This window comes from Pontivivens nitratireducens (genome assembly GCF_011290545.1).
GTDB lineage: Bacteria > Pseudomonadota > Alphaproteobacteria > Rhodobacterales > Rhodobacteraceae > Pontivivens > Pontivivens nitratireducens.
The window spans coordinates 43,468-55,913 of record NZ_CP049813.1; the positions used below are offsets into that span (position 1 = coordinate 43,468).

Below are 12,446 nucleotides of genomic sequence, written 5' to 3' on the forward strand. Positions count from 1 at the left end.
CCCGGTAAATATCCGGGGCCGACATCCGACCGTTCATAATTGATCATTGGCCAAGAAAAGTTCAGAACCATGAAATCCGTTGACTTGGCCTTAGGGGCCGTTACCAGAATTCTGATTGTTGTCGCCGCCCTCGCCGCCTTGGTGATGATGTCGCTTGTCGTGCTGGACGTGACCTTGCGATATATGACCAGCAAACCCCTCCAGGGTACGCTGGAAATTGCCTCATATTATTTGATGGCACCCTTGGTCTTCTTCAGCTTCCCCTTTGTCGAGCGGCAGCAGAGACACGTCCGAATTTCCCTTGTGACCGACCTGCTATCGGACCGGCTGCAACGAATTCTGACGGTTGCTACGGGGTTTCTCTCCTGTGCCTACCTCGCCTTTTTTGCCTTTAAGGCTGGCGAGGAAGCCATCAAGAAAACCGGTATCGGAGAAGTGGCTCCTTCCCTCACCTTTGACGTTTACATATGGGCCGCGCGCTGGACCGTGCCGATCAGCATCGGACTGATGGCTGTCATGCTCCTTGTGGACACCCTCCGTCACATCGCTGACCGCAGCGAGGAGAAATTAAAATGAGTTCTCTCACCATTGGCATGATCGGGCTGGGGTGTCTTCTGCTCCTGATTGCACTTCGTGTTCACATCGGCATCGCGCTTGGCCTGGTATCAATCGGCGGGTTAGCCGTCATGCGCTCACCCCATGCAGCGGGAAGCGCGCTTGCCAGCCAGCCGTTCGAGTTTGTGGCGCATTGGTCCTTGTCAGCTATCCCCATGTTCCTGCTGATGGGCGCGATTGCCTATCACTCGGGCATGACGGCCGATCTATACAGTGCCGCGCGACGATGGCTGAGCCGCCTTCCAGGAGGGCTGGCGGTTGCGACCTGCTTTGCCAGCGCGGGATTCGCGGCGGCATCCGGCTCCAGCATGGCCACGGCAGCGGCGATGGGCCGGTTGGCCATTCCCGAAATGCTCAAGGCCAAATACGAACCCGGCCTGGCCGCCGGCGTGGTCGCCGCGAGCGGAACGCTGGGCTCGCTTATTCCGCCGAGCATCCTGATGGTGCTGTACGGAATCTTCACTCAGCAGCCAATTGGGCAACTGCTGATCGCCGGCATCGGTCCGGGTATTCTGACGGCGGTTCTTTTTGCCACGATGATCATTACCCGGGTCAAACTCAATCCGGAACTGGCACCCAGCATTCAGGAACACTCAACCTGGAGCGAACGATTCAGAGAGCTGGTCAAGGTATGGCCCATACCGGTCCTGATCGCGGCCGTCGTGGTCAGCATCTACGCGGGCATTGCAACAGCGACCGAAGCCGCCGCGATCGGCGCCGCAGCCGCCCTGGTGATTGCCATCATTCGCAAAGAGATGAACATCAGCCGTCTGAAACTGAGCCTGTTTGAAACGCTGGAAAGCACCGGGTCGATCTTCTTCATTGCTGTCGGCGCGGTTCTGTTCACGCGTTTTCTGGCCTTCAGCGGTATCCCCGTCTATCTCGCCGATCTGATCGAGATAACCAACCTGAGTCCGCTGGTCACGCTCATGCTGATTTCACTGGTTTATATCTTTCTGGGGATGTTCCTTGATCCGCTGGGGTTGATGCTGGTCACCCTGCCAGTCTTTATTCCGGTGTTTGAAGCCGTCGGAATTAATATGATCTGGGCCGGCGTGATCACCATCAAGTTCATCGAAATCGGCCTGCTGACGCCCCCCATCGGGTTAAACGCCTACGTGGTTAGTGGCATCGTCGGCGACAAGGTTCCCTTGATGACAATCTTTCGTGGGCTGATCTGGTTCATCGCAGTCGAGATTGTTGTTTTGATGCTGCTGTTCATATTCCCGGGCATCAGCCTTTACCTGCCCAGCCTGATGCAATGACACCCCTCCGCCCCAACAAAATCACGCACCAATCATGGAAGGTTTAGCTATGAAGCAATCCGATATCTTAGGTCTCTGGAATCTGGTCTCGTGGATTCAGCATCGGGGCCCGGACGATCATCTGCCCATGGGCGAGACGCCAACGGGATGCCTGATCTATACGGCCGACGGCCAGATGTCGGCACAATTGATGCGGCGCGACCGTCCCGAGATGACAACCGGCGATTTCGTGACCGGATCGGACGAGGAGTGCGCAGCGGCCATGCGCTCCTACCTGGCCTATTGTGGCACCTACGAGATCCATGGAGACGAAGTGCACCACATCGTCCGCATGGCTAGTTACCCGAACTGGACCGGGCAAAGGCAGGTTCGGCGTGTGACTTTCGAGGACGGCCGGATCGTCCTGTCGGCGGCGCCGCGCGTGGTCAATGGGGTGTCCATCACGGCAACTCTGACATGGGAAAGATAAGGGGGTGTCGAGATGAATAACGCGCAGCATAAGTCGCTTTGGTCTGATTTGAGGGGCGTTTCATTTGAGCAGGGATATCTGGATGCCGGCGGTATCCGTACCCGGTATCTGGCCGCAGGAGATGGGGAAAAGCCGCTCCTCATTCTAATTCACGGCACAGGCGGTCATGCGGAGGCCTATAGCCGCAATCTCGCCGCTCACGCCCGCCACTTCCGAACCTATTCGATCGATCTGGTCGGCCATGGCTGGAGCGACAAACCGTCAACCAGCTACGAGATTGCAGATTATGCCCGCCACGTCATCGATGTTATCAAGGCGCTCGGCTATGAAAAGGCGCATATCTCCGGCGAGTCCCTGGGCGGCTGGGTTGCAGCCTGGATTGCGCGCTATCACCCGGAATGGGTGGACCGGCTGGTGCTTAACACGGCAGGAGGATGGACCGCATATCCCGAGGTCATGGAGCGAATCCGAAGCCTGACGATGGAGGCTGTGACCGACCCAACGCCCGAACGCATCCGCTCGCGACTCGAATTTCTTATGTATCGCAATACAGATGTGAACGACGACCTGGTGGAAACGCGCCGCGCCATTTACGCGCAGCCCGGCTATGCCGACATAATGAAACGAATTCTCTGCCTACAGGAAATTGAAACCCGCAAGCGGAACATGTTCAGCGCCGAAGATAGCCAAAAGATTACTGCGCCGACATTGGTCATCTGGACATCGCACGATCCTACCGCCACGTCGGAGGAGGGCAAGAAGATCGCCCAGTCTATTCCCGGTGCACGGTTTGAGCTGATGACGGAATGCGGACACTGGCCGCAATTCGAGGATTCCGAAACTTTCAACCGCATCCATTTGGACTTTCTGCGTACGCCCTAGCTGTGGAATCTCATAAGGTTGTCTACATCCAACCCTGATCCGCCGACCTGCCCCCCGAAACGTCCCTCAGTTTGATGTAGAGTTTGCTCAACCTTTTGAAGGAGCAAACAAATGCGAAAGAGGCGATTTAGCGAAGCCCAGATTATTGGGATGATCAAAGAACAAGAAGCTGGGATGCCAACTGCGGATGTGTGTCGCAAGCACGGCCTAAGCCAAGGTACGTTCTACAAGTTCAAATCACAGTATGGCGGCATGGAAGTGTCAGATGCGGCGAAGCTGCGAGCAATGACCGACGAGAATGCCAAATTGAAACGCCTGCTGGCCGACACGATGCTGGATAACGTCGTCCTGAAGGATTTGCTGGGAAAGAACTAACAACATCAAACGAGCGGCGAGCGGCAGCGCTTCGTGCAATGCGGGATCATGATATCTCGCAGCGCCGGGCTTGCCGTCTTGTTGGTGTTGATCCTAAAACCGTTAGGCGTGATCGTCCGCCTGACAATCCAGAAATACGTGCTGAGATGAAGGCTGTCGCGCACAAACGCCGCCGGTTTGGTTACTGAACCCGAGGAATATGAAATCCAAACCCGCAAACTCTCGTTATGAATGAGGGAGCCTTGGGGGGGGGGCAGGTCACTGCCTTCGAGATCCTCGAGGCGCATGGCTTCGAGGTCATTCTGGTGAATGCCCGCTATGCCAAGAATGTGCCGGGTCGCAAAACCGATGTCAGCGATGCCGGATGGCTGCGCCAGCTGCATTCCTACGGCTTGCTACATGGCAGCTTCCGTCCCGAAGCCGAGATCGCACTCTACGCGCCTACATGCGCCAACGCGAACGTCTGACAGAGTATGCTGCCGCTCACATCCAGCACTGAACCGCGCCGGGTTTGCCGGAGGCTCCACCCCCTGAGTAGGATGGAGCATCATGAGCAAGACAACGAACGAGTATTCCCCCCAAGTGCGCGAGCGCGCCGTTCGCCTGGTTCTGGACAATCAAGGACAGCATGAGAGCCGCTGGTCGGCGATCCTGTCGATTTCGTCGAAGATCGGCTGTGCGCCGCAGAGGCTGAACGAATGGGTCAAGAAGGCCGAGGTGGCCGAGAAGAGCGAGCCTTTGTCCGCCATTGCTCCGAGGACAATGGCGAGCGTGCTGGAACGCAAGAACCGCGAGCTGAAGCAGGCCAATGAGATCCTGCGAAAGGCGTCTGCATATTTTGCCCCCCTCTCGGGACCTTGCTCCGCAAGGCCCTTCCGGGCAACGGGACGCAGCTCGACCGCCGGTCCAAGACATGATCGCCTTTATCGAAGAGAATAGAGATATCGGGGTCGAGGCGATCTGCAAGCACCTGCCGATTGCCCCATCCACGTTCTACGATCACATAGCCAAGCGGGTTGCTCCTTCGCGCCTATCTGATCGCGCCAAGCGTGACGAAGATCTGAAGCCTGAGATAGAACGGGTCTTTGAAGAGAACCTAAAGGTCTATGGCGTGCGTAAGATCTGGCATCAGATGCGTTGTGAAGGCTTCGATATCGCACGCTGCACCGTCGCACGTCTGATGAAGGACTTCGGCATCGAAGGCGTCATTCGTGGCAAGAAACCAAGAACGACGATACCTGACGATGGTGTTTGAACGGGGATCTACGTGGCTTTGATCAACCGCAAAGCCCGAATCTGGAAAAGCGGGCCGATTAGTGCAACAGTCCCTTTACGGCTCATAGGCGCTTGACCCCGTATCGGCTAAGGTCTTTTGATACAGTATCATCTTCCCGAAATACTATCGACCTGACGTGACATAGCCAATCGGGAACCGGTCCTGATGCAAAACCACAAGCATGCCAAACTACGGATGAAACGACGTTCAGTTTTTCCAGTTATCAAGTCTTCAGGTCAACTGCGGACGCCATGGTGTCTACTGTCCTGTAAATTGTGGAGTGCGTTTCTCATTGAATGCCCGTACACCTTCGCGTCGATCTGACGTGGGGACTGTGCGGTTATACGCTTCGATCTCGATGGCGAGCCCTGTTTTCAAGTCTGTTTCAATCCCTACGGTCATTGCGCGTTTGGCCTGTCGCACTGCGACAGGACCGTTTGCGGCAATCTGTTGGGCCAACGCCAGCACACCAGGCATCAGGTCTTTTTGAGGCCAAACACGGTTTACCATGCCCCATTCGGCAGCTTGACCAGCGCTGAAAGGTTGTGCCGAGTAAATCAACTCCTTGGCCCTGCGCGAACCGACTGCGCGTGGCAGGTTCTGGGTGCCGCCACCGCCGGGGATGATTCCCAGCTTAGGCTCGGTCAATGCAAAGCGAGCCGTTTCCGAAGCATGGATGAAATCACAAGCCAAAGCAATTTCCGTGCCACCGCCGTAGGCCGCTCCGTTCACGGCCGCTATTACGGGAACGGGGCAATCCATGAGTGTATAGAACGCCTGTTCGAAAATCACATGCTGGCGCTGCCAGTCCGCGTCAGACATGTTGTTTCGTTCCCGAAGATCCCCCCCGGCGCAGAAAGCTTTGGTTCCAGCTCCGGTCAGTACCACGCAGCGCAAATCCCCCGGATCCATCAATATGCTGCGAAACTGTTCGAGCAGTTCCTGGCCCATTCGGGTATTCAGGGCATTGGCGGAAGCCGGGCGATTCATGGTAATCAGCGCAACGCCCATATCCACGTGTTCCAAAGTCAAGGTTTCAAATTGAGCCATGGAGTTCCTCTTTCATGTTTCGCGTTCCACCATGATTGTCTGGGGGAACCGGTCGCCGGGGTGGAATGAGAGGCTGACTTCGAACAAGACGCCCTCATTTGACCAGTAGCGCCGCCGTTCCATAAGCGCCGGTGTGCCGGGTTCGCATAGCAAAGCCGTTGCCATATCTGCCGGCATCGGGACCGCCACGATCTGACGTTCGACCCTGGCTATGGAAAATCCGAATTGTTCGGTTATTTTCTGATAGATCGCTTTGGTTGCGTTCTGGGTATTGTCGCGAACCGCGATATACGGTTCCGCGACATATATTTCAGTCCATGCCACCCGCAATTCTTCATTCACGGCATGTCGAACGCCAGCAAATCGCAACCAGCGACTACCCACATCCGTGCCCAGAGTCCTGGCAAGGGCTTCACGTACCGTGACCATCCCCTCCTGCTTTTTGATGAAGGCGGTAGCTTGCGCGTATCGTGTCAAATCATCAATGGAATCAATTCTGTAACTGTAGGTTGCCGGTGGCGTAAGCGCGATGACGGTCGTACCGGCCCCGGCTTGACGTGAGAGCAGACCGGCCGCCTGAAGCAATCTCAATGCCTCACGTACCGTATGCCGGCCGAGTTTGTAGCGTTTGCAAAGGTCCTGTTCGGTCGGGAAGCGACTGCCGATGGGATACACGCCGCTGGCCAACTCGGCGGCCAACGTGTCGCGGAGTTCCTTGTAGAGCGGGCGTTTGATGCTGGGCGGCTTATTCATGCCGCGCAACTTATAAGTTTGCCGGTCGCTTCCGCAATAAGATTTAGCCGTTGACATGATGGCATGAATTTTCAAACATCCGGATAGATTTTCAAACATCCGGATAATTGGATGAAGCGAAGGCTGCACCGCACTGAGGGGCCCTTTCCAATGGGGCGACGATCCTGACGGGAGGGGGGATTTTGAGTTTCATCGGACGGCTATGCGATATGATCGGCACGCAACCTGCGCTGAGCGCGGAAGAACGTGGCGCAGTTGTGATGTCTTTCGAGGATACGGTGGCAGTGATGTATGCCGGGTGGAGTGCATCTTCGGCGGTGGCGGCACGACGGATATTTGCTGACGGAGGGGCCAGGCTTCTGGACGGAAGCTATGTTCAAAGCCCGGAACATGCCGCCCTCGTTCATGGTATCGCGGGCCACGCGCTCGACTATGATGATGTTCAACTGACCTCTGTTACCCACCCCAGTATCGTGTTGGTCGCGGCACTGATGGCGATGTGCGATGCGCGCCCGAATCTGGCACCGCGCATGATAGATGCCTATGCGGTAGGTCTAGGCGCCAACATCGCATTGGGCGAAGTGCTGGGTTTTGAGCATTATGATCGCGGATGGCATGCGACCTCGACGATCGGACCATTGTCGGCTGCGGCGGCTCTTGCCTATCTGCTGGAGCTTGAAGGCCCTGCGGTGCGCAGCGCATTGGCGCTGGCCGCCGCGCAGGCAGGCGGCTTTCAGCGCAATTTCGGAACCGAAGCCAAGCATGTGCAGGCAGGACAGGCCGCTGCCGCCGGCCTGCGTTCGGTTTTGATGGCCGAGGCCGGGATTGCCGGTTGTCCGGACATTTTCGGCGAGCGCGGCTTTTTCGATCTCTACGGTGGGGCATCGGTTGCGGCGGATCCGGATAAGGTCGAAATTGCACCGAACGCCCTTTCTGTGTCGCGCAAGCTGTTTCCCTGCTGCTATCTGACCCACCGCATGATCGGCGCTGCACTTGCGGCGCGGCGCACTCTGGGCGCGGAAATGCCCGAAAAGGCCCGCATCGTCCTGCGCGTTCCTTACGGCGGTATGCGGCCGCTGCATGTGACCGACCCGCAAAATGGTGCAGAGGCAAAGTTCTGTGCGACCTATTGCACGGCAGTAGCTTTGGCGCAGGGGACTGTGGGGCTACAGGATTTTGAAGACAGCGCCGTGTTTCGTCCTGACATCCGCAATTTGATGGCACGGATCGAGGTGATCGAAGACGCGCTTGAGGGTGATATGCCGGTTGGCGTTGATCATGGAACGGTGAGGTTGCAGATTTCCGCAGGCGGACAGACCCTCGCGGAGGCTGAAGCCGTATTCTACCCCGGCGCACCTCAGGCACCGGCAACGCCCGAGGCATTCGATGCCAAAGTTTCTGACTGCCTGAGTATCTGGCATCAACAGACCGGGCAGAGGCTGACCCTCGCCGATTTTCGCCGTCACTTGCATGAAAAAATTTGCGCCGATGCGGCCCATTGTCCCTAGAAAAAACAGATCCGAAGGAAACCAGATGAGCAAAACGCTTGATATGCCCACATCCCTAGATTTCGGCGAAGATTATCCGGAAATCCGCGATGCCGTGCGCAAGATCTGCGCCCCCTTTGACGGGACCTACTGGCAAAAGTTGGAAAAAACAGACAGCTACCCCGATGAATTTGTCGAGGCACTGACCAAAAGCGGGTTTCTGGCGGTGCTCATTCCAGAAGAATTCGGCGGCTCCGGCCTGCCGCTTCGTGCGGCATCGGTCGTGCTGGAAGAGATCCACGCCACCGGCGGAAATGCGGGTGCTTGCCACGCTCAAATGTACATCATGGGGACCCTGCTGCGGCACGGTTCAGAGGCACAGATGAAGCAGTACCTGCCTGCCATCGCGAGCGGCGAGCTGCGCCTGCAGGCCTTTGGCGTGACCGAACCCACTACGGGGTCGGACACCACCAAGCTCAAGACCCGCGCCGAGCGCGACGGTGACGAATACGTGGTGAACGGCCAGAAGGTCTGGACCAGCCGCGCACTCTATTCCGATCTGATGTTGTTGCTGGCCCGCACCACACCGGTGGATCAGGTGACCAGCAAGACCGACGGCCTGTCCGTTTTTCTGGTCGACATGCGCGCGGCACGTGGCAACGGAATGGAAATTCGCCCGATTGACGCCATGGTCAACCACAACACCACCGAGATCTATTTTGACAATCTGCGCATACCCGCCTCGAGCCTGATTGGCGAAGAAGGCCGCGGCTTCAAATATATCCTTGACGGTATGAACGCGGAACGCACGCTGGTCGCATCTGAATGTCTGGGCGACGCGCGCTGGTTTATCGAAACGGCGACGCGCTATGCGAATGACCGTGTGGTCTTCGGCAAGCCCATCGGCGCGAACCAGGGCGTGCAATTTCCAATCGCGCGCGCCTATGCGGAAATGCGCGCCGCCGAACTGGTCCTGCGCCGCGCCTGTGCGCTCTTTGACGCGGGCCAGCCCTGTGGTGAGGATGCGAATATGGCCAAGTTTCTGCTCTCCGAGGCCAGCTGGCACGCCGGTGAGGCCTGTATGCAAACGCATGGTGGTTTTGGCTACGCCTGCGAATACAACGTGGAGCGCAAATGGCGCGAAAACCGTCTCTATCAGATCGCGCCGATATCCTCGAACCTCATACTTGCTTATCTCGGTCAGCATGTTCTCGGCATGCCACGCTCGTATTGATCAAAACCGCTGCGCGCTGCACTGCCTCGGGGCGTATATGCGGAAAAAAACAGGCAGAACGGGAGGAATTAATATGACTAAACTCACTCAATCACGGCGCGGTTTCCTGGCGACTTCTGCAGCGACACTGGGTGTTCTGTCGGCGCCGTCGGCGCTGCGCGCGCAAAGTGAACAGGTTATCAAAATCGCGTATAATCTGCCCGAGCATCACGCCACAGGCACATATTTCGAAGTGCTGGCAGAAGAAATTGCCGCGCGTACGGCTGATACCTCGATCAAGCTGGTGCCTCAGACGTTCCCTGATGGCCAGCTTTACAACGACACCCAGCTGCCGGATGCGATTTCGACGGGTGCAACCCATATCGGTCAGGTCAATCTTGGCTTTATGGCCGGTCGCGATGCCGAATTGCTTCGGATCTGGGCGATGCCATTCCTTTATGAAACCTGGGAAGCCGAGTGGGCGGCCGAAGACAGCGCTGAAATGCGCAACGCCTTTTCAACGCAGTTGGCCAAGTACGATCACGAGATGCTGGGCTGGACGGCCTATGGCACCGTTGAAATCTACACAAACACACCGGTTCGGGTTCCTGCGGACATGGAGGGGCTCAAAATGCGCTCGTTCGGTCTGGATGCCACGCGACTGCTCAGCTTGCTGGGTGCATCGCCCGTCACGATGAGTTCACAGGAAATCTATCAGGCGATGCAGCGAGGCACTATTGACGGTTGCTTGACCGGCCCGTCTTCGGTGCTTTCGCGCAAGCTCACCGAAGTGACACAATACGGCACCAACATCGCATTGGCGCGTTTGCCGTTTGTAGGGTCTGCGTCCAAGATGTGGTGGGATACACTGCCGGAGGATGTGCAGGCCGCAGTCAATGCCGCAGCGCAAGTCGCCCAAACAGCATCACGCGAACAGGGCAAGGCGGACAACGAAGCAATTGCCGAAAAACTCAGAGCCGAGGGTGTGGAAATTATCGAACCAACAGTGGAGGAGCGCCAGTTGTGGAGCGAGGCGGCTCAGCCGCTTCTGGAGGACTACAAGGAAAAAACAGGCGATGCCGGTGCCGAAATTCTCCAGGCCATAGAGGCAGCCAACGCGGAGCACCCTGCCAGCTAGAAATCATCGACGCGAGAATGTTCACATTTGTCCGACCGGCGCTCCTGTCTTCGGTCGGACAGATCTCTTCAAGCAGTCAGGCAAGGTTCCCATGCAGCGAGCAATTCAGGCTTTGGCCACGGTCCAGCATACCGTCATAAGCATGGCAGCGGCCGCACTTCTGGCACTGCCGATCATCACCGCCTATGACGTGACATTGCGCTATATTTTTCACGCGCCCACGGTTTGGGCGACTGAAATCTCGATTTATCTGCTGCAGTTTGCAGTCTTCATGACACCCGGAGCCCTATTGGCGAGCGGGCATCACCTGCGTGTCACTTTCTGGATCGAGAACCGCACAGGCATGACCCGCCGGATCGCCGAGATCGCAACCACGTTGGCCGTGCTGCCCTACGCGGGCATCCTGATCTGGTATGGCACGGCATACGCCGTGCGCGCGTTTGACCGGGGTATGCTCGCGCCAACGCTGCTCGAAACGCCTTTGTGGTTCATCTATGCGATGGTCCCGATCGGTGGTGTGCTCCTGATCCTGGGGGTCATCCTCAGGTGCTACCTTCTGGCCAAAGGTAAAGAACTGGATGGTAACAGAATTGATGTGGAGTCGAACATATGATTTCTGGAACCGTCATTATCATTCTACTCACCGTTCTATTGGTTTGCCTGGTTTTCGGCGTACCGATCGCCTTTTCACTGGGCTTGGCCGGTGCGGCAACGATCGTTGCCGCCTCCGGTATTCCGTTTCTGATTCAGGTTCCATTGACCTTGCAACGCACGCTCGCCGATCCGGTGATGCTGGCCGTGCCCATGTATATCCTGATGGGAGAAATCCTCTATCGGGGCAAGGTTGGTCAGCAACTGTTCGAAGTAGCAAATGTTTGGGTCGGCAGAATGCGTGGAGGGACCGGCGTCTCCGCTGTGAGCGCCTTTACCTTTTTTGCGGCTATTGTCGGCTCCTCAATGGCATCGGTGCTGACAATTGGTCGTATCGCACTGCCGGAGATGGAAAAGGCGGGATACTCCAAGCGGCTCAGCTATGGCCTATCTGCTGTAGGTGGATCGCTGGGCATCCTGATCCCGCCGTCCATTCCGCTGATCATCTACGCCTCGCTTGCTTCGGTTTCACCGGCACAGCTTTTCATAGCGGGTCTGCTTCCGGGCATTTTGATCGCGGCGCTTTTGGCGGCTTGGGCGATGTTCGCGGCACCGCCCACGCGGGATATGAATACCGCAGCATGGTCTGCCAGGAAGGCGCTGCGCACAACCTGGCGCGCACTTCCCGATCTTTCTTTGCCTGTTATCGTTCTGGGGGGAATCTATACGGGCATATACACTCCGACAGAGGCTGCCGGCATCGGCGTTATATTGTCGCTATTGCTGACCGTCGTTCTACGCCGCAGTCTTTCCCTGAAAGATCTACCCGGGGTTCTCATCGTAGCGACCCGCCATTCGGCGAGTTTGCTGGCGATCGTGGCAGGCGCGTTGATCCTTGGATCGGCTCTGACGCTGATCGGTTTGCCGCAGTTTCTGGCAAAAACGGTCATGGAGGCCGGAGTAGAACCATGGGTCGTGCTGCTGATCATGATGGTGACCTGGACCATTCTGGGTTTTTTCCTGGAAGTGATTTCAATCATTCTGATCACCGTCCCGGTCTTTGTTCCTATCGCGGTGGCCCTTGGTTTCGATCCCTTGTGGTTCGGTATTTTGATGGTTCTCAATATGGAGCTTGCCGTCATCACACCACCGCTCGGCATGAACCTTTTCGCGCTAAAGGCCATCCTTCCGGATGAGAAGATCGAAGTCATTATCCGGGCAACTCTGCCATCACTCGCGATCGTGCTGACAGTTCTCGTACTTGTTTGGATTTTTCCGGATATCGCACTGATATTGACCCGCTTTTGACCAGCAATTTCCGGCATATGGAGG

The 12,446-nt window shown here is 56.9% G+C and carries 11 protein-coding genes, 3 pseudogenes and 1 other annotated feature; of the genes and pseudogenes, 12 read left to right on the top strand and 2 right to left on the bottom strand.

Translation table 11 applies throughout. The features are described 5' to 3' along the window. The first annotated feature begins 69 nt into the window (after nt 1–69). The 7 genes and pseudogenes from G8E03_RS15205 to G8E03_RS17510 form a co-directional block, all read left to right on the top strand. Nucleotides 70–576 (top strand): TRAP transporter small permease, encoded by a 507-nt coding sequence (locus G8E03_RS15205; RefSeq protein ID WP_166194518.1) that lies wholly within the window; start codon nt 70–72, stop codon nt 574–576. Then, a complete protein-coding gene (locus tag G8E03_RS15210) occupies nt 573–1,880 on the top strand; it encodes a TRAP transporter large permease (protein WP_166194521.1) in 1,308 nt (435 codons plus the stop codon). Before G8E03_RS15205 ends, G8E03_RS15210 begins: the two co-directional genes overlap by 4 nt. Before the next feature lie 49 nt (nt 1,881–1,929). After that, nucleotides 1,930–2,349: a lipocalin-like domain-containing protein gene (locus tag G8E03_RS15215; protein WP_166194524.1), complete on the top strand. Its 420-nt coding sequence runs from the start codon at nt 1,930–1,932 to the stop codon at nt 2,347–2,349. 12 nt (nt 2,350–2,361) lie between these two features. Further along, a complete protein-coding gene (locus G8E03_RS15220; RefSeq protein ID WP_166194527.1) occupies nt 2,362–3,231 on the top strand; it encodes an alpha/beta fold hydrolase in 870 nt (289 codons plus the stop codon). Between the two features lie 111 nt (nt 3,232–3,342). Further along, a pseudogene (locus G8E03_RS15225) lies at nt 3,343–3,791 on the top strand (transposase); the annotation flags it as partial. A gap of 72 nt (nt 3,792–3,863) precedes the next feature. Further along, nucleotides 3,864–4,096, top strand: a pseudogene (locus tag G8E03_RS15230) (IS110 family transposase); the annotation flags it as partial. Between the two features lie 59 nt (nt 4,097–4,155). Next, nucleotides 4,156–4,849 (top strand): annotated as a pseudogene (locus G8E03_RS17510) (IS3 family transposase); the annotation flags it as partial. Next, nucleotides 4,485–4,591 (top strand) — a sequence feature (AL1L pseudoknot). It overlaps the preceding pseudogene by 107 nt. Before the next feature lie 291 nt (nt 4,850–5,140). Here G8E03_RS17510 and G8E03_RS15245 read toward each other — a convergent pair. Next, entirely contained in the window at nt 5,141–5,932 is a 792-nt protein-coding gene (locus G8E03_RS15245; protein WP_166194536.1) for an enoyl-CoA hydratase-related protein, read from the bottom strand. A 12-nt stretch (nt 5,933–5,944) separates the two neighbouring features. Beyond that, nucleotides 5,945–6,814 carry a GntR family transcriptional regulator gene (locus G8E03_RS15250; RefSeq protein WP_205793474.1) on the bottom strand — a complete coding sequence of 290 codons (870 nt, stop codon included), beginning with the start codon at nt 6,812–6,814 and terminating at the stop codon, nt 5,945–5,947. A 53-nt stretch (nt 6,815–6,867) separates the two neighbouring features. Between G8E03_RS15250 and G8E03_RS15255 the strand changes: the two genes are divergently transcribed. The 5 genes from G8E03_RS15255 (at nt 6,868) to G8E03_RS15275 (ending at nt 12,422) form a co-directional block, all read left to right on the top strand. After that, on the top strand, nt 6,868–8,193 hold the full coding sequence (locus tag G8E03_RS15255) for an MmgE/PrpD family protein (RefSeq protein ID WP_166194542.1): 1,326 nt from the start codon (nt 6,868–6,870) through the stop codon (nt 8,191–8,193). A 43-nt stretch (nt 8,194–8,236) separates the two neighbouring features. Then, the gene (locus G8E03_RS15260; RefSeq protein ID WP_185804595.1) at nt 8,237–9,406 is read left to right on the top strand and encodes an acyl-CoA dehydrogenase family protein; all 1,170 of its coding nucleotides are present in this window, start codon (nt 8,237–8,239) and stop codon (nt 9,404–9,406) included. A gap of 73 nt (nt 9,407–9,479) precedes the next feature. Further along, nucleotides 9,480–10,523: a TRAP transporter substrate-binding protein gene (locus G8E03_RS15265; protein ID WP_166194545.1), complete on the top strand. Its 1,044-nt coding sequence runs from the start codon at nt 9,480–9,482 to the stop codon at nt 10,521–10,523. Nucleotides 10,524–10,665: 142 nt separating this feature from the next. Further along, nucleotides 10,666–11,136 carry a TRAP transporter small permease gene (locus G8E03_RS15270; protein WP_166194548.1) on the top strand — a complete coding sequence of 157 codons (471 nt, stop codon included), beginning with the start codon at nt 10,666–10,668 and terminating at the stop codon, nt 11,134–11,136. Continuing rightward, complete coding sequence (locus tag G8E03_RS15275; RefSeq protein WP_166194550.1) at nt 11,133–12,422, top strand: TRAP transporter large permease; 1,290 nt, start codon at nt 11,133–11,135, stop codon at nt 12,420–12,422. Before G8E03_RS15270 ends, G8E03_RS15275 begins: the two co-directional genes overlap by 4 nt. Nucleotides 12,423–12,446: the final 24 nt, after the last annotated feature.